The sequence below is a fragment of the Streptococcus sp. ALY_211 genome, from assembly GCF_058314555.1.
In genome coordinates this window covers 195181-217824 of record NZ_JBZFUN010000003.1, presented here as the reverse complement: position 1 = coordinate 217824, position 22644 = coordinate 195181, and the positions used below count along the sequence as shown (strand labels likewise).

Here is a 22644-nt window from a genome sequence, read left to right as displayed (position 1 = left end):
GTATTAGCTGTTTTATTACAAACTTTCTTTTGCATGATTTTTCCACCATGATGATAGGATTGAGCCAGAGATATTGTGCCAAATGGAGAAAATAGTTGAAGGGATAGCCGCTTGCGGCGTGAAATACTTCATGGCTAGGGTTGCTCCTAGGCTTGAATCCTGCATACCAACTTCGAAGGTGATTGCTTTTTGTTGAGGCTCTTTTAGTCCTAAGATTTTTGAGAAGGCAAATCCCAATCCATAACCACATAGATTGTGGAGCATGACAACAGGAATAACGATAGCTGTCGCTGATGTAAAGATATTGGCATGGTTGGCCGATACTACCGCACCAATAATCAACAAAATAGCTGTCTGTGAGATCAAGGGCATAATCTTAATAATAGCATCGATCTTATGGGCCAATAATTTATGAATGACGATACCGAGAATAATCGGTACAACGACTATTTGAAGCGTTGATACAAAAAGCTTTGCTGCAGGTACTTCAATATACTGTCCAGCTAAGATTGACAGCAAGATAGGTAACATCACAGGTGCTAATAAAGTGGAAAGGACTTCGATTGAAACATCCAAAGCCACATCCCCACCTGCTAAGAAAGCCATTACACTTGAAGAAGTCCCGCTTGGACAAGAGCCAACTAGAATAACTCCTGCTGCTGTTGCCCCATCCAAGTGGAAAATTGTGCAAAGCAGCCAAGCTAGGCCTGGCATAATAATATAGTGGGCTACTGTCCCCAGAACGACAGGAATAGGGCGTTTAGAAATACGGACAAAATCTTCAGTCGTCAATGTCAGCCCCATGCCAAATAAAATAAGACTAAGAAGATAAGAAGTATTTGGAATAACCCAACTACTGGTTTGGGGTAAACCATAATTAAAGGCTGCCCAGATAATCACAAATAAGGTGAACCATTTACTAATCCACTTACTAACTCGTTCTACCTTTTCCATAAGTTTTCGCCTCTTTCTATCATTGTGTGGCCTTATTATATACCTCTGTCAGAATATTTTCAATAGAGTTTTGAAAATATTCTGAAAATTATTTTCCCAAGTAAGCCATAAACTCACTCACTGATATCCCAGTCGCTTTTCATATAATCTTTTGTAGAATCGTAATCCTCAGGCTTTAAAATACCATCGGAAATCCACGCATCATCTTCTATATGCGCTTTCTTTGTTTTCAGCGGTTTGAAAGGAGAGGATTCCTTGTAAAGATACGTTTTAGTATCGTCCTGCCAGTGTAAGAGACCTCCACTATGGAAACGATCATAGATAACTCGGTAACGATCGCCCTGATAGGAAAAAGTAAAGGTTTCATAAGTACGAAAAAGACTAAAAAATATCATGCCTATACTCATTAACAGAGCTGTTGTTCCCATATACAGCCATAAAAATCGACCGACGTTGGTTGCTGATTTTCCCATAGAAAAGCCAATCATCAAAAATAAGATGGCAACGACTAGCAAAGTCTGAGGAAAATAATAGACCAGGGTCACACTCCATAAAAAATACTAAACCCAATAATGAAGCGAAGACGATTGGGTTCTTTTCTAAATATCACATAAATCCCTAACTGCAGTAAAGCAGAAAGTATTAACCTCATCATCACGTAACCCATTAAAGACATTTCCTTCTCCTTTTTCTGATTCTATAAAAAAAGCCTTTCGGCTTTCAGCTGAATAAAAAATAGTGTTTGCCACCATCCTTAAGGGCTTGTTGGACGCTAGCAACCTCCTTCGGAGTTTCATAGCTTAATTTTGAGACTTAGGTCTCAAAATTCTCGAGTGTTAGAAACCTTTATATAATAGCGTTTCTAACACTTTTAGCACGGCGGAGGTGGCTGGATTATGCTCGCCTTACTCGGTAAAAAAAGGAAATGTATTTGAAAACTTGCAAAGCTTCTTATCTCATTTTATTGGGGAAAATAAATTTGTCTCCAGTCTGAAAACTTCCGGCTTTTCTTTTTATAGCAAATGCGCTTCTCTCTTATCAAACATGTCTTGTGCGAGATCTACAAGCTCTGAAATCAGATCGGTATAGTTTAGTCCCATATTTTCCCATAGCAAGGGATACATAGACCATTGGGTAAAGCCAGGCATGGTGTTCAGCTCATTGAGATAGATGTGCCCTTGTGCAGTTAGGAAGAAGTCACAACGTGATAAACCACAACCACCAATCGCACGGAAGGCAACCTCTGCATAGTGACGCATCTGTGCCATAATGTCCTCAGGAATCTTAGCTGGAATAGCCATAGAAATCTTGTTATCAATATACTTGGCCTGATAGTCGTAAAATGCGACATCCTTGACCACTTCTCCTGGAAGGGTCGTCTTAACCTCACTATTACCAAGAATGCCAACTTCTATTTCTCGAGCATCCACTCCTTGCTCTATCAAGATACGGCTGTCATACTTAAGGGCTAAATCGATAGCTGCGCTCAGCTGATCACGGTCCTCAGCCTTAGATATCCCAACAGATGATCCCATATTAGCAGGCTTGATAAAGACTGGATAGGTCAGCTTTTCTTCTACCTTGTCCATGGTCTGTGATTTATCTTGACCTTCCAGATAGACCTGGTAAGCAACTTGAGGGACACCGGCAGATTCAAGGACATGCTTGGTTGTAATCTTGTCCATAGCGACACTAGATGATAAAAGATTGGTACCGATATAAGGCAGCTTCAGAACTTCAAGGAAGCCTTGGATAGAACCATCTTCACCCATGGGACCGTGCAGTACTGGAAATACAACCGCACCTTCTTCATAGATATCACTGGGTTTGATCTGAGCTGAGTAATCAACCTTATCGTTGGTCATGAGCACCTGATCTTGGCTGGGCTGGCTAGTAAAGCTTTGAGTTCTAATAAAGTCACCCGCCTGAGTGATGAAATAGGTCTTGACCTCGAATCGATCGTAATCGACAGCCCGCATAATGCTTTGTGCCGACAGAACAGATACTTCACGCTCAGCTGAGCGTCCACCGTATAGTAAAACTAATGGTTGCTTAGACATAAGTTCTCTTTTCTACTTTATTTTTTCGCTGGTGATATTATAGCATATCCATAAGTGTAATCAAATGCTCAGAAGGTTATAAATAATTTTTAAAAAATGCCACAGTAGCTTGCCAAGATAGCTGACTATCTCTTTTGGAGATTTTCCATGGCATACGGCTATAACGATGATTTGGCTGATTAGCAATGGTTAACATATGAGCACTACCAGGAAGAATGAGCGTTTGTACCTGTCCTGCTGGTTGGGATCCCTCAGACCATAGGGTCTGCTCAATCTGTTGGACCGAGGCGCTGGCTGGCCAGATTTCATCTTGTCCACCAGCTATCATTAAGAGATTGGCTTTGAAATCTTTCAAAGGAATCAAGCTATCTGACCTATATGCGATGATGGGACGACGGTACCATAAGCCCTTCAAGAAATTTTTCCATGAAAATGGTGTATAAGGTAACTCCTCACCTGATAGCAACCATGAGGAGGACTTGGAATTTCGTTTCCCTTTAATGCCTTCCATAACAGCACATGAAGGGGAGTTAAGAACTAGACAAGAAAAATCTTTAAAATAGGCCGCACTAACTAGGGCCATCTCTGCTCCTTTGGAGCGCCCATATAGGCCAATTCTGTTTGAGTTGACTTGAGGCAAAGTTTTAAGATAAGCCGCAGCTTCTTGTACTGAAAGTATTTCAATCCGGTTTAGATTTTTAGGCAAGCCTCTCAAGCCAAAATAGGATAAGGCTAAAGTAACAAAGCCCCTGCTGGCTAGTAACTGCGCAATATTTTGGGCTTTCTCTATACGACCGTCACTGCCACTTAAAACAATAATAGCTGGTTGATCTTGCTTATCTTCCAGGTAAAAAAGACGTCCCTTAGCCTTTGTAAGGTTGATCGTTTTTTCTTTCACTATTGGCAGTTGAAAATAGCGTTTAAAGCTTGCTCTCCCTACTATTTTTGAATTATGGTGTACTTCAATCAATACAGTAAAGTCTTTTTTCAAGGGTATATCTTCTATCTTATCCACAAGTGCTTTTTTTGCCACAGTTTGAGGGCGACATAGATAAAATAAAGCCATCGCTTCTATCCCCTTGTAGGAGCCACCAAAACTTTCACTTTTATTTATGGATAATCTGCCAGACCTATCGGTCTGATAAGTTCCTTTAGCTGTCCAAGGAATCTCTGGGTCCAAGGTCATTGGTGCATTAATATTGTAATAGCCAATTAAAGTCATTTCAATCTCATAAATAGTCTCAAGCAAAGCATCTGTCACGAGGATATCAAAATCATCATCTGCTAAATAACTCTTACTCTCTAGGCTAATCTTCATGAACTCCCTCTTCCTTATTACGTAATAGCAACTCATCCCACACCTTTTCAACATCTGTCATTAGTTGGTACATATCATCTAATAATTCGCTAGGATAATTTGCTAAAACCATCTGTAATCGTGTTTCTAAAAAATCGTGCTGTTGGCGATGGTAAGTCACTACTTCTCTGCCAGAAGCGGTCAATGACAGCTGCAATGCACTCTTTTTATGGTAGGAAGGAGTCTTTTTCAGATAGCCCTTCGCTACAACTTTACTGACAAGTTGTGTTACTGCACTTCTGCTGACACGCCATCGAATGGCGATTTCTGAAAGTCCTATATTTTCCTGCTGACTCACTAATACAATCAGATGAACCTCCGCTGTTGTTAGTGAACTATCCGGCATAGTATGCTGACGCTCTTCTTGTTGGTAATACTTATCGACAAAGTCTCTAAAGCGATCGTTAAATTGATGTAAGCTAACCATAATACCCTCGTTTGTTAAGTTACTTAACAATTTAACATATAAATGTCAACTTGGCAAATTCAATTTTTTCTTGACTTCAAAAAGTAGACAGTGTATACTTTTTATAAAAGTGGACAGCGTCTACAAAAAGAAAGGAGATTTATGAAAAGAGATACTCAAACGCTCAAAAAAGCACTGATCACCACTGCTCTTAAGGATATTGAGGAAAACGGCATAGACAACTTATCTATCCGTCAGGTGGCCAAACGCTGCGGAATCACTCACGGTGCGCCCTACCGGCATTTTGGCAGTAAGGAAGGTTATCTCAAAGTGCTGGTGGAAGAAATTTCTGCCTCTTTTAGCCAGATCATGATGTCGGGAGTTACTGATGCTGAGACTAGCCAGGAAAAGCTCCTGGTCATGGGGCAAAATGTCCTTAGATATGCTCAGCAATCCCCACATTTTTTTGATGTTCTATTTATCAAATTTCCGACGACTTACCTGACCTTCGCAGAGGAGCATATCATAGCTCATGAGTCTTTTCCAGGCTTCACACGCTTTGTAGCGATCGTTCAGACATTGAAGCAGGAAGCAAGCCTTAAGGCATCAGAAAAAGAGATTGCCCTGCATCTATGGAGCTATATTTTGGGATTGGCTATGATTGTCAGATCCGAAGTCAATTCCAAGCTTTCCCAAGATGCAATTTCTGATAATTTATCAGAATTTCTATCTATTTATATCACTGGAGGTCAAGCATGAATATTCTTATCATTACTGCTCATCCTAAGACAACTAGTCTTACACATGCCATTCAAACCAAAATCCAATCAAGTCTGCCAAAAACACATACTATCAAACATGTGGATCTTTATCAGGAAGACTTTAATCCTGTCTTACATTATGATAAGCGACAAGCTATCAAGGACGACCCTGAAATGGCAGTCTATCGCCAAATGATCACCTGGGCTGATGATGTTATCTTTATTTTTCCTATCTGGTGGGGAAGTATGCCAGCTATTCTCAAAGGCTTTATTGATCGTGTCCTTGCTTCTGGCTTCGCTTATTCCTACAAGGGGACACGGCCAGTTGGTCACCTTAAGGGAAAATCCGCTTGGATTATTACAACTCATGATACCCCTAGCTTTATTGCAAAATTCTTTCAGCAAGATTATGGACGCCTCCTTCAGAAACAAGTCCTTGGCATGTGCGGCTTCAAGCCCGTCAAACTCACCAGCTTACCTTATGTTAAAGGAACTTCTAAGGAAAAATTAACCAAAGGCTTGGACAAGATTGGTCTGATGACTGCTAATCGCTACCACTAAAAAATGCGCTTTAAATAGCGCATTTTTTAGTGGTTTTTCCCATAGCTCTCATAAAAATCAACCTTCAACTGGATAAAACGTTCTAAGTCTTGCAATAACTGAAACAAGATAGCTCTCGTTTCAAATTCTTGTCGTGTCTTGGGAAGATCACGCTGACGATACAAGACCAGCGTTTCTTGGATTTCTTCTATTAGGGCAAGGGCTGGGTTATCTTGACTGAGTTGTCTAGCTGTCTGCTGAAATAGGTGGGCTAAGATCTGACTCTCATCTCCATCTAGCTGACCTCGATTGATTGTAGTAGCCATCTGACGCAAAAGGCTATTTTGTTGCTGACGCATCTCAAAGTAGTGGACATGGTAGTTGGTTTGACTAAATAGCTTATTATGTCTATCTAGATAAACCAAGGTCAAAGCCTCTTCTAGCGTCTCAGCTAGGTCATTGATCAGTCTTGCATCATTGGTTCCGTCACCTTTAAGTAAGAAACTTTCAAACCGATAAAGGATTGCTTTTAGCTGATGCTCGACACGATCATGAAAACTTAAAATTTCTTTTTCTTTTGAGGGCATATAAAGATTGAAAATCAAGGCCCAGCCCACTCCTATAACAAACAGAGCTGTTTCATTGAGCAAGAGGGGAAAACCGATCGATTGCTCTGCTAATAAATGAGTGACAAGGACAGTACTGGGGGCAATTCCTGCAGCTAACTTCCAAGGATAGGCTATCAGCAGGTAAATCAATAAATAAAGAGCAAGGGCATAGAGGGTGTAACCTAGGCTAGCAAAACTTATCATAGCAAGAGCAAAGGCCAGCAGCATGGATAAAAATCGTCTTCCTGCTATCTGGAGCGTTGATCTCCGTGTTTCTAAAACACTTAGAATAGCTATAATACCAGCTGAACTAGCATAAGATAGACCTAGGCAGTTAGCTGTCACAATAGCGAGCAAGGTTGCTAGGGTTACTTTTACAGCACGCTCTAATGTTGTCATAAAACCTCCATATTACGTTAATACCAGATCGTATAAAGTCTTTAAAAGACATAGATAAAGACAATAGAAAATTCGTTAAAAAATGCCCCTTGAGGGCATTTGATAAGACCTATAATTCCGTACGATTTTCAATGGCACGCAGGAGTGTTACTTCGTCGGCATACTCAATATCACTGCCAACCGCCAAGCCACGCGCCAAACGGGTAACCTTGATCCCAGCCGGTTTTAAAATACGTGAAATATACATAGAGGTAGCTTCTCCATCTGCTGTGGCATTAGTAGCTACGATAACCTCATTAATCTCACTGTCCATGAGACGGTTGATCAAGGCTTTGAGGTTAATATCATCAGGGCCAACCCCATTCATGGGAGAAATTAGGCCATGCAAGACATGATAGAGACCGTGGTACTCTTGAATTTTTTCCATAGCCGTCACATCCTTGCTCTCCTCAACCACTAGGAGAACGGAACGATCTCTCTGCTCATCCTGACAGATTGCACAGGGATCTTCATCTGTCAGATTGCCACAAATAGAGCAATAAGTCAGCTCCCGTTTGGCAGCAAGGAGATTTTTCGCAAAGTCATTAACATCCTCATCAGACATACCAATGGTATAAAAAGCTAAGCGTGTAGCGGTTTTGCTTCCGATTCCTGGTAATTTTGAAAAACTGTCAATCAATTTTGCAATAGGTGTTGGATAAAGCATGCTAACCCTTTCTAAAGATAAATGTACAGAAACATGAGAATGAAGATTTTCTAGCAAGATAGGCTTTTTAGTCTGCTAGGGAAATAGCTACTGGAGCATTTAGGAACTCTAACTATAATGAGTTTGGGAAACTTCTCCCAAACTCATTAATATCTATTATTATCATAGCATTATTGTGCTGCTTTTGCACCATAAGTGGATTGATAGAGCTCAAGAACTTCTCTAGCCACATTTTGATGTGCCTTGCTATCTGATTCAAGGACATGAGGATACATAACAGCAACGGCAATTTTTGTGCCATCTCCTGCAGTAGCATACGCTACCGTATTCAAATTGTAGGTTGAAACCGTGCTACCATCATCTAATGAAGCAAAAGTTTCAGCTGTTCCTGTCTTTCCAGATACTGTCAAAGCTGAACTTGCTAGCGATTTACCTGTCGCATAACTATCTGAACTGTTGACCACATTATAGAATCCATTTTGAATGACACCCATTTGACCATCGGAGATCCCAACTTTATTGAGTACTTTCTTGTCAATAGACTTGACCTTATCTCCTAGACCGCCCTCGTCATTATTGCCGTAAATAGCAGATACCAGATGAGGGGCGACTCGATTTCCTCCGTTGGCAACCGTTGCCGCATATTGGGCTAATTGCATAGGAGTGTAACTATCAAACTGTCCAAAGGCTTCTGTCAAAACATTCCCTGGCTTATAATCATCGGTTAAATAACCAGATGATTCATTTGGTAGATCAATGCCCGTCTCCTTGCCTAATCCATACTCCCCGTAGGTCTTACGCAGGGCCTTCATTGTGTCATCAACACCCTTATCTGTCAGGGTCATTCCTGGGGTATAGGGTTGTCCCATCATCAGTAAGGCCAGCTGAACCATATACGTATTGGAAGAGTATTCTAGGGCTTTTGAAGCTGAGATGGAGCGACTGCCGTCCTCTGTAAACCAAGAGTTAATTGGGTTGGTACCATTAACACTGATCGTTTGGTCAACAAGGACATCATCTCCTTGGATAACACCTGCCTCCCATGCAGCAGATAGGGTTGCTCCCTTGACTACTGATCCTGGTACGAAGACATCAGTTACAGTTCCTAGGGCATCAGATGATAGATCCCCTGTATCTCTATTATGGGATAAACCAGCCATGGATAAAACAGCACCGGTATCAGCATTGAGCGCTACTGCATACATTCCTTCTGAGTACTGTGCATTGCCTGAGGAGATTTCTGAGCCATAGTAGCGCTTCAGAATATTCTCAACTCCTTTTTGATAATTAAGATCCAGAGTTAGTTTTAGGTTGTTGCCCTTGCTTCCTTTTTCTGTCAGCTTATTGGATACAACATTTCCTTCCTTGTCGACATCTATTTGTGTGGTCGTCCGTGTCCCTTGCAAATCATCTTCATATTGAGCTTGCAGGTAGGAAGTTCCGACACGGTCGTTAAGCGAGTAACCTTTGGCCAGATATTCATCAGCCTTTTCTTGTGGGAGACCCGTTTCTTCACTAGAGATCGTTCCGATGATATCCTTTAGGGATTCAGAAGAGGTGGTGATACTCTGATTCCAGTCCGTTGCCACGCTGATCCCTTGCAAATCATCCTTATGCGCTTCGAGGTAATCAATCTGTGAAGCACTGAGATCCCCTGTCGTCAAATAAACCGTACTAAAGTTGCTGGCTGAGTTCATCTGGCTATAGATAAAGGCTTGCTTCAACTCGTCCTTGTTGTAGGAGAGGGCACTCTTAGGTACAGCTGCAACAGCATTTTTATAGATAACGGATTCTTCTAGCTCATTTCCAAAAGTATCCTGTTTCTTGTTTTTGGGAAGGTTATCAACGATCTCCTGATAGTGCTTAGAATCCGCCAAATAAAAATCTCTCTTTTGGCGATCACTGACATTGGTATGAGTGAGATTAATTTCTTTGGAGAGTTTCTTTGTAATCCTCAGTAGGTCATCTGAGGTCGCTTTATTGCTACGGGTGAAGGCAACAACTTTTTTCTTTTCATTATCGACCAAAGGCTTGCCCTTGGCATCATAGATTTGACCACGCTCTGACGATTGACGCACAATATAAGTCGTCTGCTCATGGAGCTTATCAGCATAAAATTGGTGCTTAGAAACTTGCATATAGGCCAGACGACTAATCAAGACTGTTAATAAAATAAGAACAATCGAGAAAATGATATAAAGACGGCTCGTTAAGCTGGAGAGGAAACCAGCTTGGTGGACTCTTTTCTTGGTGATACGAGCCAGCTTATGCCCAGAAGCCCCTGTCTTATCCTTATCATCCTTGTCGTCCACTTTGGGACCAAATGACTTTAAAAAATCCATATTCCCCTCTTTTCCATATTATAATACCTTATTATTCTACCACAATTTACCCCAAAAACTGTGACAAAGCTAAAAGGATTTCCTTGGAAGTTTTTTCTACCAGCTGGTGGTTTGTAAAAGAGCTCAGGACCTAAAATTCCCAAGCTCTTGTTTTTTTAATTATTAAATATACAAGCGAGAGAAGGACTTACTGAGCAATCAAATCCCTCAGATTATTGATTGCTGTCCTACTCTCGTAACTTCCATCAAATTATTTATCTTCAAGGTAGTATTCCTTAACAAGGTTAAGGTTATCATCAAATTCAAATACCAATGGTGGGAAGTTTGGAATTTCAACATCCATAATTTCATCATCTGATAATTGTTTGATGTGTTTCACAAGGGCGCGGATTGAGTTACCGTGTGCACCAACGAAAACATTTTTACCATCTTTAAGGGCTGGAGCAATTTTATCTTCCCAGAATGGAAGGGCACGTTCCAAAGTCACTTTCAAGTTTTCAGCATCAGGGATTACTGAGTCATCAAGTGAAGCATAGCGACGATCGGTGTGCGCTGAATGTTCGTCATCTTTGGCCATGTCTGGTGGCAATACATCATAAGAACGGCGCCAGATATGAACTTGCTCGTCACCCCATTTTTCAGCAGCTTCAGCCTTGTTTTGACCAGTCAAGCCACCATAGTGACGTTCGTTCAAACGCCAAGATTTTTCAACCGGAACCCAAAGTTGATCAGATGCTTCAAGGGCAAGGTTAGTTGTCTTGATCGCACGTTTCAATACTGATGTAAAGGCAAGGTCAAACTCGATACCTGCTGCTTTGATCAGCTTACCAGCATCGATTGCTTGTTGTGTCCCTTTATCTGAAAGATCAACGTCTGCCCAACCAGTGAAGAGGTTAGCTTTGTTCCATTCTGACTCACCGTGGCGAGCAAAAACCAATTTTACCATTCGTCATGTCTCCTTTAAAAATGGACTCTTATTGAGTCAAATTTCGTTACGGTTTTACACCATTACTTCTTCATTTTACAAGAAATCTCTGAAAAAATCCAGTCTAATCTCAAGTCCTTAAGAAGAATGGATAATTACTTTAAATGACGAACGACATCCGAGCTTCACTCTGATAATATTCGTTTTACGTTGAAAATTCTTTAGATAAATAGTAAAATGGTGGCAGTTATAGGTTAGTTTTCTGTCTGAAAGGAGACATTATGGTATCAACTGCTACACAGATTGCTGATTTTTCATTTGATAACTGCTTAATGAATGCAGCAGGTGTCTATTGCATGACTAAAGAAGAATTGGAGGCTATCGAAAGATCTGGTGCAGGTTCTTTTGTGACAAAGACTGGAACGCTGGAACCTCGCCAGGGTAATCCTGAGCCTCGCTATGCAGATCTCCCCCTAGGATCTATCAACTCGATGGGATTGCCAAATAAGGGGTATCGCTATTATCTTGACTTAGTTACCCAACTACAAAATGAGGCAGGAAGTAAGAATCATTTCTTATCTGTTGTTGGTTTGAGCCAGGAAGAGACCCATACTATTCTCAAAGCTATCCAAGCCAGTGACTACCAAGGACTCGTTGAACTCAATCTTTCCTGCCCCAATGTCCTTGGCAAACCACAGATTGCCTATGATTTTGAAACAACCAACCAAATTCTGTCTGATGTTTTCACTTATTACAGTAAACCATTGGGTATTAAACTGCCTCCTTACTTTGATATTGCTCATTTTGACCAAGCTGCAGCGATTTTTAATCAATTTCCACTTAGCTTCGTTAACTGTGTCAACTCTATTGGAAATGGTCTCTTTGTGCAGGATGAAACCGTCCTTATCAAGCCTAAAAATGGCTTTGGAGGCTTAGGGGGTGATTATATCAAGCCAACTGCCTTGGCTAATGTTCATGCTTTTTACCAACGTCTTAAGCCCTCTATCCAAATTATCGGAACTGGTGGCGTCAAAAATGGTCAGGATGCATTTGAGCATATTTTATGCGGGGCTAGTATGGTTCAGATCGGTACCGCCTTGCAAAAGGAAGGACCCAACATTTTTGAGCGTGTGACACGTGAGCTACAAGACATTATGGAGGATAAGGGCTATCAAACCATCGAAGACTTTCGAGGCAAGCTCCGCTATATCAATTAACCTAGTTCAAATCTGTCCTAGCACAGATTTTTTTAATAATTTTTAGCCATATTTCTGCTATAATAATCCCGAAAATAGCGATCTAAGCTCTTCATTATTGGCTTAGAGAAACTCTAGCTTACAGGAGGAAGTCAATGTCAAAACTACTCTCACCTGCACATGTGGCGGGATTGGATCTTAAAAATCGTGTGGTCATGCCACCGATGTGTATGTATGTCGTTGATAAGGAGGATGGTATGGTCACCTCCTTTCATCACGCCCACTATGGGGCAAGGGCTATCGGACAAGTAGGGCTCATCATCTTGGAAGCGACAGCTGTTGAACCCGATGGCCGACTAACCAATAAAGATTTGGGGATTTGGAGCGATGACCATATCCCTGGACTTAAGCGCTTGGTTGATCAGCTCCATGCCTTAGGTGCAAAGGTTGGTGTTCAGCTCGGACATGGCGGTCGCAAGTCCAAAGATGCTCACATCAAAAAAGCTCCTTCTGCCATCGCCTATAATGATGATTATGGTATTCCACATGAACTCTCCCATCAAGAGATTGCAGACGTTCAACACGCTTTCTGCGCTGCCGCCAAGCGTGCTCAAGCAGCTGGTTTTGACATGATCGAGCTCCACGGGGCTCATGGTTATTTGATCAATCAGTTCTTAGAGCCGCAGAGCAATCAACGTCAAGATCAGTATGGAGGCAGCTTGGAGAATCGCTATCGCTTTTTAGGAGAAATGTTACCAGAGATCAAAGCGAACTTTCAAGGAGCTATCTGGACACGTTTGTCCATGACTGCCTACGATGATTTTGGACTTCAAAATACAATTCAAGACTGGCAGATGATCGGAAAATGGCTGGAAAATGATGGCGTGGACTGCCTCGATATCTCCACCGGTGGCCTCAGAGATATTCGTCCTAATATTTCTATCTACGGGGGCTATCAGGCTGACTATACGAGACAGATGAAGGAAGCTGTCTCTATACCTGTCACTGCTGTGGGTCTCCTGAATGCACCAGAACTTGGGGAATACCTCTTGCAAACTCATCAAGCTGATCTCATCGAGGTGGGACGAGGGCTGATCCGCAATCCAAATTGGCCTGCTTATGCTGCGGAAGTACTTCATGATCATGACTTTACAGTCTATAATAACTCTTACAAGAGAGGTCAAATGCGTTAAAAACTCGTTTCGATACAAGAAAGGGTCTGGAATAACATTCCAGACCCTTTTGTATCATTCAAAATTTACCAGATAGGCACAGTGGTTGGGAGTAAGATTTGTTGTGTCTATGCCAAGAAGTTTTAACCTTGCACACAGCTCATTAGGTACTTTAGCAACAATGAAGCACTGCTAGTCTTCAAATGATTCATTAGAAGTCGCTATCCTCCTGGTCTTCGTCTTCTTCCTCATCAAATTCACGATCAAACTGATCTTTCTCCTCTGGAGTCATCTCTGATGATGCTAAAAGATTAAAAATAGCTTTGAGGATAAAGAACTTGGTAACAGCATAGACAAAAAGAATCAGGAGGATAATCCAGACTATATTTTTCATAAATACTCTTTACTCATTAGTTGATAAATAAAGACTGGAAATAACTTCCAGCCTTTTCTTGTTTGTCCAAATTATTTAACTGCGTCTTTAAGTGCTTTACCAGCTTTGAATGCAGGTACTTTTGAAGCAGCGATTGCAATTTCAGCACCAGTTTGTGGGTTGCGACCCTTACGAGCTGCACGTTCACGAACTTCAAAGTTACCAAAACCGATCAATTGAACTTTTTCACCTTTTGCAAGGAACTCTTCAATAGAAGCAAATACAGCATCTACAGCTGCTGCTGAATCTTTCTTAGTCAATTCTGTTGCTTCAGCAACCTTTGCAATCAAATCTTGTTTATTAGCCATTTACTAATCCTCCAAAAATTATTAAGCCTTATTATTAAAGGCTTTAACACAACCTATCATATCTAATTTTCCTTATTAGGTCAAGTGTAAAGGAATATTTTGACTTATTTTTATTGAACAAATTATTTTTAGGATAAAATTATTCTTAAAATAATCAAGAGGCCCCTAGAGGCCTCTGTTTAACTCTTCTTATAAATATCAAAGTTGAGGTGATTATTGACCAAATCTAACTCAGTGGCCTTCACATAAATATCAGCCTCGTTTTTAAGTTTAGGTAGGTTGAGAATGATCGTCGTCTTTTTAGCATTAATCTCAACAAAATCAGGGAAGTCGTAGCTAGCAGCAATGACTTTTAGAACATCCTTTTTGGGAAGAGAGAGGCTACCAGCCGACACCGAAGATACTTCCAGCTGGATACTGCCATCATTCAGGACCACTGGAGTGAAGTAGATTTCTAAAGGAATGTCGTAGCCTAGAACTTTATAGCTGCCTTTAAAGACAATATCGCTAGATGTTGCTGAAAAGGTATACTGGTTGTTCTTGCCTTGGTACTCTTCAAAATAAGAAGCAACAGTCTCATTAAACTCATCTCTGGATGAGGTGAAAGTGCCTACTTTGACATCATTTTTACTGACAAAGGTCTTGTGCTCCTGAGTCAATCCACCATTTAGGGGACCTAGGCGTAGCATAACGATCGCTAGAAAAGCAACATTTAAGGCTAAAAGGGTTAGAAAGGCCCATTTCCACTTACTTGTTTTTCCATTGATTTTTGGTTCCATTTACTTCCTCCAAAATAGCGTTGGCCATGATTTGATAGCCAGTGTTATTGGGATGAAAATGATCTCCCTCAAATAGAACATCATTTTCAACAATCTTATCTTTATCTTTTGATGATGATGAAGTATCTGAGCTAGACTGACTGGACTCACTCACACCTTGCTTACCGTCTAATCCCTTATAAAGCAGGTCATTAATAGGAACAAAATAGACACGATCATATTCCCGAGTCACACTTTCAGTCCCCTTGTTCCAATTGTCTATGACATCCTGCATCTCAGTCAATTCTGGAAAATTGATATAGAAGGGATTGTATATTCCTACAATATAAATTGGCAGATCTGGGTTATCTTTTCTAGCTAGTTTTATAATATCTCGGACATTATTTTGATAGGTTTTTGCTGGTTTATTAAAGGTATCTACTTGTAGATCCTCAAAATGGTCTTTTAGCACATGAATGACATCATTACCTCCGACAGTAAGGGTCATCATATCTGCTGATGCCATATCTTTTTGGATATCCGACTTGGTCTTCATCCGCTTGAGAATCTGCTGGCTAGTATTTCCAGCAATTCCATAATTGGTTTCCGTAACTTGATAAGGATAGCGTTGCTCTAATTGTCTAGCTAAGATAGGGACAAAGCCACCTTGTTTACTCGTGTCTCCCACACCTTCCGTCAAGGAATCACCAATTGCTACATAAGAAAAAGAAGTTGTTTTCTTAGCCCTATCATTGTCTAGTGCAGCACTATTTTTTGCCCTGGGTAAGAGCAGATTGATAATAAGAGCAAAAATAATAAGGCAGCTAATAAAATATCCGATTGAAATCCAACGTCTATGCATAGTGTATCATGATTGCAAAGGCACCCTCACCCGTATGGGTTTGAATAATAGATCCCGTTTCAGCTACGGTGATCTTTTCACTATCAATCAAGCCTTGCAACTTCTCCTTTACTTGATAAGCCCAGTCAGATTTTCCGGCATAAGAAATACCAATTTCCTTAATAGGACGATCTTGGGCTTGCACGATAAAACTATCCAACCATTTGACAAAGGTCTTTTGTCCTCTACCTTTGACAACAGGAACTAGTGAAGCATCTTTGAATTGCATGATGACACGGATATTCAGCAGAGAGGAAAGCAGCCCTGATACCCGTCCAATACGTCCACCTTTGACAAGATTTTCAAGGGTGGAAACCCCAATAAAGAGCTCTGAATTTTTACGGACCTCTTCGATTTTAGCAAGGATTGTTTCAAGATCAGCACCATCTTTTGCTAATCTAGCTGCCTGGACAACCTGATGCATCATAGACTGATCCGTGAAATCAGAGTCTAAAACGGTAACATCTACTCCAGCTATAGCAGCTCCCTGTCTAGCTGCTTCTACTGTGCCAGAAAGACTATGGGTAATATGAATGGAAACAATGTGGTCAGCTCCTTGCTGTACGAGTTCTTCATAAACTTCTGCAAAAACACCAACCGGAGGTTGACTGGTCTTTGGAATTTCTTTACTCGCTTTCATGAGCGATAAAAATTTTCCCTCTTCCTTTAAATCAGTATCCTTATAGATGACACCATCAATCATCACCGTCAGTGGAACGATTGTGATATCCAAATCTTCGGCTAATTTAGGATCTATTGTGATCGATGAATCGGTAACAATCTTAATAGTTTTCATATCTTTTTTCCTAGTTTTCTATACTTTTATAACGACTATTTTATTATATCAGAAACTTAAATAATTTGCGTCAATAGTCTGCAATTACTACTAGCTAGTATTTTAAGGCGGCACTGACTTTTGAAGATTTTTTAACCTTTAATCTATCCTTTAGAGTAGCTTCTTTCTTTTTCACTCTAAAATGAATGATTGCAATCTCGTCAAATAGTTTTATCAAAATGTAACTAAAATGAAAAGTTGAACTTTTTTTCTCCTAATTTTGGTCCCTTCATCAAAAATAATGGCAAAGAATCCTTATCTTTTTTAGGGTCTTATCTCATTTATCATCTTTAGCACTTTGTCTTATTTTATTAATACTGGCAAAAGTTAGAAAATGGGTAGTAGGCATTCGAACCAATCTATGGTATTATTACTCAGTCAGAAAAAATATTTAGATAGGAATTACTATGCAAACGAACACATTTAGCAAACGTAAAACCAAAACTGCTGGCCTTTGCGGAGCCATCCTTGCTACTGCAACACTTGCTGTCGGACTTTCTTCGACAGTACAGGCCGATCAAAATTCTAAAACTACTCAAGCTACGTCGAGCCAAAAAGCTCCGACCTTTACTGTAGATACACAGACTGTTCAAGCACCTGCTGCTTCTAGTAATCAGTCTACAACAGCGGCTACACCAGCCCAAGAACCAACAACTACTCCAGTCGCTAGGCCACAAATGTCTTCAGCGACAGTAGCCGCTCCTACTGCAACAGCTGTTCCAGCGCAATCATCCGCTGCTAGTCCTGCTGAGCAGCAGGTTGCTCAACCTGTTCAATCTGCCAATGTTACTGTGACTAAGCCAGCTACTGCTGCTAGTACAGTAGCTTCTACTAAACCAGCAAATACAACTGAAATTGGTAAGGTGGACTACGACAAGACATTGTCATCGGCTCAAAAAATCGCACCAGTTACTGACATTACTTATAGCGGTAATGCAGATGAATACATCACTGTTGAAAATCCTGGGCAAGCTTACAAACCTAATGCTGAAAACATTACAAAATACCTCAACGAGTACCTGACAGAACTTCGTAACATTAATGGTATTAATGTACCAGTGCCTGAAGCTAATGATCTCATGAAAGATTTTGCTCAGTCTCGTGCTAATGAGGAAGCTAGTGAAAATGATGGCATTGATCACAAAACTAATTCAGACTTCCCATCTAGTGTAAAAATTTACTCTGAGAATGGGCATGAAGACACGCTCAGCTCTATCGCTCCGCAAAATGGGGCTGGTCAGACTCTAGGGTCAGACAAGGCAACAGCTTACTACTTAGCTCTCAACTGGTTCGCTGATTACTTCAACATTATGAGCGGTGACGATGGCAAGTCTGCATTTGGTCATGCTATCAGTATTCTTTCTAACAGTGGTGAAGGGATGTCTCTTGGGGTCGCTACTAATTCTGCAGAGACAAGTAACTTCTATGCTATGCTTGAAATCGGTAGCAATACAGATGTTCGTAATGAAGATGGCTTTACCGCTACACAGGATGCTAACGGCAACTATGTCCTCAATTACAACGGTCAAAAGGTAAAATTCTTGCCTAAAACGACCTTCCACTATGTGACACCTTCTTCTGCTAATGCTGAAGTGGCAGCTAATAATAACAGACCAGCTAATAACAATAATAATGCGGCGGCTAATAATACACCTGCCAAGGCAAACACACCAGCTAGGGAGAATACACCTGCTGCAGGAGATCAGAACCAAAATCCTGCGAATGCTAATCAAGCAGATCAAGAACGAATCCCAGTTAGTCAAGGTGAGGGAGAGCCTTCTGGTCTTTCTCCATATTACACAGCTACTGCTGCATCTAAAGAAACTGTTGCTAAGCAAACTGCTACAGCATCAGGTGAGAAGCAAGATGGGCAACTTCCAGAAACTGGGGATGCTGAAGTTCGAGCAGGTATTACTTTAGGGGCTACTTTTGCTCTAGTTGGACTTGGTCTTGCTTTCAAACGTAAAAGTGAAGATTAATCATCAAATTTTTAAAAGCAACTCAGAATTTTTCTTCTGAGCTGCTTTTTTTCGTTATTGAGGCTTGCCTTTTATGCAAATAAAAAATCTCTCTAGTTAAGAAGAGCTAGGGAGATTTTCGATTTTCTAAACTTAAGGTAAAATGAAACACGCGCCTTGGTGATCACCTCGAATAGTCGTCCTATGGGACTTAATGCAGTTGCTCGCAACTTATTTCTGATTACCTCGAATAGTCCTATAGGACTTAATGTAGTTGCTCACAACTTATGTCTGATCACCTCGAATAGTCCTATAGGACTTTATGTCGTTGCTCGCAACTTATTTCTGATCAGCTCGAATAGTCCTATGGGACTTAATGCAGTTGCTCGCAACTTATGTCTGACTACCTCGAATAGTCCTATGTATGGGACTATTCGAGCATTCCAGCTTGGAGTTGATACATTTTGTGATAAGTGCCTTGTTGGGCTAGGAGTTCTTCATGCGTTCCACTTTCGATAATGTGTCCTTTATCAAGAACATAAATACAGTTGGCATCTTGAATCGTTGATAAGCGATGGGCAATAGCGATTGTTGTCCGTCCTTTACGCATTTTTTTGAGAGAGGCTTGGATAACATCTTCCGTTTCGGAGTCAATATTGGCAGTTGCTTCATCAAGGATCAAAATCTTAGGCTGACTGGCCACTGTTCTAGCAAAAGCTAGAAGCTGGCGCTGACCAGTCGAGTAGGTAGAGCCGCGTTCCGTTACAGGCTCGTCATAGCCTTGTGGTAGTTGTTCTATAAAGTCGGCTGCATCGACAAACTCAGCTGCTTCTGCAACTTCTTCATCACTAATGTTTTGGTACATACGGATATTGGATTTGATGGTTCCATGATAGAGGAAGGGATCTTGAAGGACCAAGCCTACTGATTGGCGCAAGACTTCTTGTGGATACTGACGAATATCTTTTCCATCCAGTAGGATTTGGCCAGACTGAAACTCGTAGAAGCGCATGAGAACATTGATAATCGAAGATTTACCAGATCCAGTCGATCCAACGAAAGCGATTGTTTCTCCTTTATTGACTGTAAAACTAATATTATCGAGAATCTTGGTCTTGCCATCATAAGAGAAATTAACATTTTTAAATTCTATGTTGCCTTCCTCAACCTTGATATCATGCTCATCCTGCTGAGGTTCGTAATCCGTGCGATCAATTAACATGAATATACGACCAGCTGAGACCATTGACGTTTGTAAGGTTGAAAAGTTTTGAGTGACTGAGATCAAGGGATCAAAAAGTCTATTAATGTACTGAATGAAGGCATACATAAGACCAGCAGTAATCCCAAAGATATTCCAGGTTAATCCAAAGTAAGTCATCAAGACAGCGTATCCCAAGAGCTTAAGCAAGGACATGGCTGGGCGTAAAAAGATAGAGTCCAAGAGAACGGATTTATTGGCATAGGCAAGGTGTTCTTGGTTGATCGTATCAAATTCATCCTTAAGGCGGTCTTCTTGACGAAAGGCTTGAATGACACGGATCCCCTCTATAGATTCTGAGAGCTTGGTATTAATGTCACTCAATTTACTACGAGTCGAGGCAATGACAGTGACGGATTTTTTCCGATAAAGATTGACCAGCAGAATAATTAGGGGTAAAAATAGGACAACTAACACGGTCAAACGGACATCCAAAACAATCATGGTATAGAGAGTTGTCACAAAGATAAAAATGGCTGATATAAAACTAGCTAGTATCCCTGAAAACATCTCACTGATCGATTCAGTATCATTCGTTAGGCGTGAGACGATCGAGCCAGCCGGTGTTTGGTCAAAATACGACATACCTAGCCGCTGAACATTATCAAAAGCATCCTGACGAATGTCTCGTACAATACTGTAAGCTACCTTGGAGAAGAGGTAGTTCCCTACGTAAGAAAAAATCATCTGGCAAACATAGAGCATAAAGTAGCCAACTAGGATCAGCAAAGCTGTCTGAGTGATATTTTGGATATAGTGATCAATGAAGTAACGTGCGACTAGGGGAATAATGGTTTGCACTACTGTCGTCAACAATAAGAAAGCTAGGGCCAAGACGGTCAGCCACTTGTAGGCTTTAAGGTAGCCCATAAGACGTTTGAAAACAAGCCTTTGGCTCATTTGTTCTTGTGTGTCCATCAATACTCTCCTTCCATTTCAAGCTGTTGGGACTCATAGGTACGCGCATACCAGCCCCCTTGAGCTAGCAACTCTTCATGGGTACCACGTTCCATAATTTTCCCTTGATTCATAACCAAGATCAAATCACTGTGTACAACTGCACTCAGACGGTGGGCAGTAATGATCGTCGTCTTGTCTTGGCGGTTATTTTTAAGATTATCTACTATAGCATGCTCTGTTCTGGCATCCACGGCTGACAAGGAATCATCCAAGATCAAGACCTCGGGGTCCATAATCATAGCACGTGCCATAGCAATGCGCTGCTTTTGCCCACCGGATAATGAAACACCTTTTTCACCGATCAAGGTCTTAAATCCTTCTGGCATAGCAAGGATATCATCATAGACTTGGGCCAATTTTGCTGCTGCTTCTACCTGCTCTATGGTTAAGTTAGGATTGGAGAAGCGAATATTTTCTAAAATACTCATGGCAAAAAGAAACTGATCTTGTGGTACATAGCCAATTAAGCTGCGGAGATCATCTAATTTATAGTCTTTAATATTATGACCATCTAAGGCAATCTGTCCCTTGTCTACATCATACTGGCGTAGGAGTAATTTAATCAAGGTTGTCTTACCAGATCCAGTCTGGCCTACAATTCCAAGGGTCTGTCCTTTTTTCAAAGTGAAGTGAATATCTTCAAGACCAGCATCGTCATCGCCCTCATAGATAAACTGATCAATAGCATAGCTAATATCCCCATTTTTTATAGTTTCCAGCGGATGCTCAGCTTCTAGGACATCGCTTTCTTGCGCCAGAAGCTCAGAAATACGTGAATAAGAGACATTTCCACGCTGGCTGATATTAAAGAGGAAGCCAATAGCCTGAAGGGGCCATACCAACATATCTAAATATGTGATGAAGGTTACTAGACTTCCGACTGTTACACGACCAGCTGAGATCATATAAGCCCCTACCAGTAGCGTCAAGACATAACTAGCTCCAACAAAGAGGTTGGTCACTGGGGTGAACATGCTATTGTAACGCATGCTGACTAGATTTTTCTGGAAAGTCCGCTCATTGGTTTGGGCAAAACTTTTTGACTCGTCTGATTGGTAACCAAAGGACTTGGTCACTTTGATACCTGAAACACTCTCTTGGACCTTATTATTGAGATCCGAAAAGGCTGCCTGAGCTTCCTTGAAGGACTCGTGATTCTTATGTCCTAGACGGCTGGTTGCAAAGGCCATAAGGGGTAAAGGAATAATAGCGACTAGAGTCATCTGCCAAGAAATAGTGAAAAACATAGTAATCAGCGTCACCAAGGCTGTGATAGAAGCGTCCACGGCGGACATTACCCCACCACCAGCAAGCATCTGAAGGGCATTAATATCATTGGTTGCATGGGCCATCAGGTCACCCGTTCGATATTTTTGGAAAAAAGAGGGGGACATCTTTGTAAAATGCTCAAACAAACGTGCCCGCATGATCCGTCCTAGTCTTTGAGCTGTTCCTAGGAGATAAACACGCCAAATCAATCGCAAGATATACATGGCAAAGGCAGCAGCTAAGAGGATGATTAATTTGACAAATAGAGTCGCAGCCGTCAAATTTTTAGCGTCAATGGAGTCAATCACCTCTCCCATCACCATGGGTGGGATCAAGTTGAGGACACTGACAAGACTCAAAGCGATAATTCCTATGAGGTAGCGGCGTTTTTCTTGACGGAAAAACCACCAAAGTTTCTTGATAATCACAAACGTTTCCTTTCTTCTATAGGGCTTGTATTTTCTCAGGGTCAATCCCCGATCTTTCAAGACTAGTGAATCATCTTGTTATAGTACTAGCAAGACCTGATAAGCAC

At 41.1% G+C, this 22644-nt stretch carries 21 protein-coding genes; 5 read left to right on the top strand and 16 right to left on the bottom strand.

Going from position 1 to position 22644, the window contains the following annotated elements:
* Nucleotides 1–15 precede the first annotated feature (15 nt).
* From AC4HAJ_RS04320 to AC4HAJ_RS04300, 5 genes are all read right to left on the bottom strand, one after another.
* The gene (locus AC4HAJ_RS04320; protein ID WP_491078932.1) at nt 16–954 is read right to left on the bottom strand and encodes a bile acid:sodium symporter family protein; all 939 of its coding nucleotides are present in this window, start codon (nt 952–954) and stop codon (nt 16–18) included.
* A 113-nt stretch (nt 955–1067) separates the two neighbouring features.
* Nucleotides 1068–1499 (bottom strand): hypothetical protein, encoded by a 432-nt coding sequence (locus tag AC4HAJ_RS04315; RefSeq protein ID WP_491078931.1) that lies wholly within the window; start codon nt 1497–1499, stop codon nt 1068–1070.
* A gap of 468 nt (nt 1500–1967) precedes the next feature.
* Entirely contained in the window at nt 1968–3014 is a 1047-nt protein-coding gene (locus AC4HAJ_RS04310; RefSeq protein ID WP_491078930.1) for a D-alanine--D-alanine ligase, read from the bottom strand.
* Nucleotides 3015–3090: 76 nt separating this feature from the next.
* Complete coding sequence (locus AC4HAJ_RS04305; RefSeq protein WP_491078929.1) at nt 3091–4332, bottom strand: acyl-CoA thioesterase/bile acid-CoA:amino acid N-acyltransferase family protein; 1242 nt, start codon at nt 4330–4332, stop codon at nt 3091–3093.
* Complete coding sequence (locus tag AC4HAJ_RS04300) at nt 4322–4798, bottom strand: MarR family winged helix-turn-helix transcriptional regulator (protein WP_491078928.1); 477 nt, start codon at nt 4796–4798, stop codon at nt 4322–4324. The genes AC4HAJ_RS04305 and AC4HAJ_RS04300 overlap by 11 nt, the downstream gene beginning before the upstream one ends.
* Nucleotides 4799–4939: 141 nt before the next feature.
* Between AC4HAJ_RS04300 and AC4HAJ_RS04295 the strand changes: the two genes are divergently transcribed.
* Nucleotides 4940–5536 (top strand): TetR/AcrR family transcriptional regulator, encoded by a 597-nt coding sequence (locus tag AC4HAJ_RS04295; RefSeq protein ID WP_491078927.1) that lies wholly within the window; start codon nt 4940–4942, stop codon nt 5534–5536.
* A complete protein-coding gene (locus AC4HAJ_RS04290) occupies nt 5533–6099 on the top strand; it encodes an NAD(P)H-dependent oxidoreductase (RefSeq protein ID WP_491078926.1) in 567 nt (188 codons plus the stop codon). The genes AC4HAJ_RS04295 and AC4HAJ_RS04290 overlap by 4 nt, the downstream gene beginning before the upstream one ends.
* Nucleotides 6100–6125: 26 nt before the next feature.
* Here AC4HAJ_RS04290 and AC4HAJ_RS04285 read toward each other — a convergent pair whose 3' ends face one another.
* The 4 genes from AC4HAJ_RS04285 to AC4HAJ_RS04270 all read right to left on the bottom strand — a co-directional run bounded on the left by AC4HAJ_RS04285 (nt 6126) and on the right by AC4HAJ_RS04270 (nt 11079).
* Nucleotides 6126–7085: an aromatic acid exporter family protein gene (locus tag AC4HAJ_RS04285; protein WP_491078925.1), complete on the bottom strand. Its 960-nt coding sequence runs from the start codon at nt 7083–7085 to the stop codon at nt 6126–6128.
* Between the two features lie 109 nt (nt 7086–7194).
* Nucleotides 7195–7791, bottom strand: coding sequence for a recombination mediator RecR (recR, locus tag AC4HAJ_RS04280; protein WP_491078924.1), 597 nt, complete (start codon nt 7789–7791; stop codon nt 7195–7197).
* Nucleotides 7792–7961: 170 nt separating this feature from the next.
* Entirely contained in the window at nt 7962–10133 is a 2172-nt protein-coding gene (gene pbp2b / locus AC4HAJ_RS04275) for a penicillin-binding protein PBP2B (protein WP_491078923.1), read from the bottom strand.
* Nucleotides 10134–10383: 250 nt separating this feature from the next.
* Nucleotides 10384–11079, bottom strand: a complete 696-nt coding sequence (locus AC4HAJ_RS04270) for a phosphoglycerate mutase (RefSeq protein WP_491078922.1) — start codon at nt 11077–11079, stop codon at nt 10384–10386.
* 260 nt (nt 11080–11339) lie between these two features.
* Between AC4HAJ_RS04270 and AC4HAJ_RS04265 the strand changes: the two genes are divergently transcribed.
* Both AC4HAJ_RS04265 and AC4HAJ_RS04260 read left to right on the top strand, forming a co-directional pair.
* Nucleotides 11340–12275, top strand: coding sequence for a dihydroorotate oxidase (locus AC4HAJ_RS04265; protein WP_491078921.1), 936 nt, complete (start codon nt 11340–11342; stop codon nt 12273–12275).
* 134 nt (nt 12276–12409) lie between these two features.
* Entirely contained in the window at nt 12410–13447 is a 1038-nt protein-coding gene (locus AC4HAJ_RS04260; RefSeq protein WP_491078920.1) for an oxidoreductase, read from the top strand.
* Between the two features lie 190 nt (nt 13448–13637).
* On the opposite strand, the gene AC4HAJ_RS04255 is transcribed toward AC4HAJ_RS04260, so the two are convergent.
* The 5 genes from AC4HAJ_RS04255 to AC4HAJ_RS04235 form a co-directional block, all read right to left on the bottom strand.
* Nucleotides 13638–13820 (bottom strand): hypothetical protein, encoded by a 183-nt coding sequence (locus AC4HAJ_RS04255; RefSeq protein WP_491078919.1) that lies wholly within the window; start codon nt 13818–13820, stop codon nt 13638–13640.
* Between the two features lie 71 nt (nt 13821–13891).
* Complete coding sequence (locus tag AC4HAJ_RS04250) at nt 13892–14167, bottom strand: HU family DNA-binding protein (protein ID WP_491078918.1); 276 nt, start codon at nt 14165–14167, stop codon at nt 13892–13894.
* Nucleotides 14168–14346: 179 nt separating this feature from the next.
* Nucleotides 14347–14946, bottom strand: coding sequence for a YpmS family protein (locus AC4HAJ_RS04245; RefSeq protein WP_491078917.1), 600 nt, complete (start codon nt 14944–14946; stop codon nt 14347–14349).
* Nucleotides 14915–15787, bottom strand: a complete 873-nt coding sequence (locus AC4HAJ_RS04240; protein WP_491078916.1) for an SGNH/GDSL hydrolase family protein — start codon at nt 15785–15787, stop codon at nt 14915–14917. Before AC4HAJ_RS04240 ends, AC4HAJ_RS04245 begins: the two co-directional genes overlap by 32 nt.
* A complete protein-coding gene (locus AC4HAJ_RS04235) occupies nt 15780–16622 on the bottom strand; it encodes a DegV family protein (RefSeq protein WP_491078915.1) in 843 nt (280 codons plus the stop codon). Before AC4HAJ_RS04235 ends, AC4HAJ_RS04240 begins: the two co-directional genes overlap by 8 nt.
* A gap of 446 nt (nt 16623–17068) precedes the next feature.
* Here AC4HAJ_RS04235 and AC4HAJ_RS04230 point away from each other — a divergent pair, with 446 nt between their 5' ends.
* Entirely contained in the window at nt 17069–18640 is a 1572-nt protein-coding gene (locus AC4HAJ_RS04230; RefSeq protein WP_491078914.1) for a putative cross-wall-targeting lipoprotein signal domain-containing protein, read from the top strand.
* A 409-nt stretch (nt 18641–19049) separates the two neighbouring features.
* On the opposite strand, the gene AC4HAJ_RS04225 is transcribed toward AC4HAJ_RS04230, so the two are convergent.
* Nucleotides 19050–20798, bottom strand: coding sequence for an ABC transporter ATP-binding protein (locus AC4HAJ_RS04225; RefSeq protein ID WP_491078913.1), 1749 nt, complete (start codon nt 20796–20798; stop codon nt 19050–19052).
* A complete protein-coding gene (locus AC4HAJ_RS04220) occupies nt 20798–22537 on the bottom strand; it encodes an ABC transporter ATP-binding protein (protein WP_491078912.1) in 1740 nt (579 codons plus the stop codon). Before AC4HAJ_RS04220 ends, AC4HAJ_RS04225 begins: the two co-directional genes overlap by 1 nt.
* Nucleotides 22538–22644 lie beyond the last annotated feature (107 nt).

What these genes read in the sequence shown, in the direction of transcription:
- pbp2b (WP_491078923.1), bottom strand. Translation starts at nt 10,133, where the DNA reads ATGGATTTTTTAAAGTCATTTGGTCCCAAAGTGGACGACAAGGATGAT.
- AC4HAJ_RS04265 (WP_491078921.1), top strand. Translation starts at nt 11,340, where the DNA reads ATGGTATCAACTGCTACACAGATTGCTGATTTTTCATTTGATAACTGC.
- AC4HAJ_RS04245 (WP_491078917.1), bottom strand. Translation starts at nt 14,946, where the DNA reads ATGGAACCAAAAATCAATGGAAAAACAAGTAAGTGGAAATGGGCCTTT.
- AC4HAJ_RS04230 (WP_491078914.1), top strand. Translation starts at nt 17,069, where the DNA reads ATGCAAACGAACACATTTAGCAAACGTAAAACCAAAACTGCTGGCCTT.
- AC4HAJ_RS04300 (WP_491078928.1), bottom strand. Translation starts at nt 4,798, where the DNA reads ATGGTTAGCTTACATCAATTTAACGATCGCTTTAGAGACTTTGTCGAT.
- AC4HAJ_RS04310 (WP_491078930.1), bottom strand. Translation starts at nt 3,014, where the DNA reads ATGTCTAAGCAACCATTAGTTTTACTATACGGTGGACGCTCAGCTGAG.
- AC4HAJ_RS04260 (WP_491078920.1), top strand. Translation starts at nt 12,410, where the DNA reads ATGTCAAAACTACTCTCACCTGCACATGTGGCGGGATTGGATCTTAAA.
- AC4HAJ_RS04255 (WP_491078919.1), bottom strand. Translation starts at nt 13,820, where the DNA reads ATGAAAAATATAGTCTGGATTATCCTCCTGATTCTTTTTGTCTATGCT.
- AC4HAJ_RS04250 (WP_491078918.1), bottom strand. Translation starts at nt 14,167, where the DNA reads ATGGCTAATAAACAAGATTTGATTGCAAAGGTTGCTGAAGCAACAGAA.
- AC4HAJ_RS04225 (WP_491078913.1), bottom strand. Translation starts at nt 20,798, where the DNA reads ATGGACACACAAGAACAAATGAGCCAAAGGCTTGTTTTCAAACGTCTT.
- AC4HAJ_RS04290 (WP_491078926.1), top strand. Translation starts at nt 5,533, where the DNA reads ATGAATATTCTTATCATTACTGCTCATCCTAAGACAACTAGTCTTACA.
- AC4HAJ_RS04235 (WP_491078915.1), bottom strand. Translation starts at nt 16,622, where the DNA reads ATGAAAACTATTAAGATTGTTACCGATTCATCGATCACAATAGATCCT.
- AC4HAJ_RS04295 (WP_491078927.1), top strand. Translation starts at nt 4,940, where the DNA reads ATGAAAAGAGATACTCAAACGCTCAAAAAAGCACTGATCACCACTGCT.
- AC4HAJ_RS04285 (WP_491078925.1), bottom strand. Translation starts at nt 7,085, where the DNA reads ATGACAACATTAGAGCGTGCTGTAAAAGTAACCCTAGCAACCTTGCTC.
- AC4HAJ_RS04320 (WP_491078932.1), bottom strand. Translation starts at nt 954, where the DNA reads ATGGAAAAGGTAGAACGAGTTAGTAAGTGGATTAGTAAATGGTTCACC.
- AC4HAJ_RS04270 (WP_491078922.1), bottom strand. Translation starts at nt 11,079, where the DNA reads ATGGTAAAATTGGTTTTTGCTCGCCACGGTGAGTCAGAATGGAACAAA.
- AC4HAJ_RS04240 (WP_491078916.1), bottom strand. Translation starts at nt 15,787, where the DNA reads ATGCATAGACGTTGGATTTCAATCGGATATTTTATTAGCTGCCTTATT.
- AC4HAJ_RS04305 (WP_491078929.1), bottom strand. Translation starts at nt 4,332, where the DNA reads ATGAAGATTAGCCTAGAGAGTAAGAGTTATTTAGCAGATGATGATTTT.
- recR (WP_491078924.1), bottom strand. Translation starts at nt 7,791, where the DNA reads ATGCTTTATCCAACACCTATTGCAAAATTGATTGACAGTTTTTCAAAA.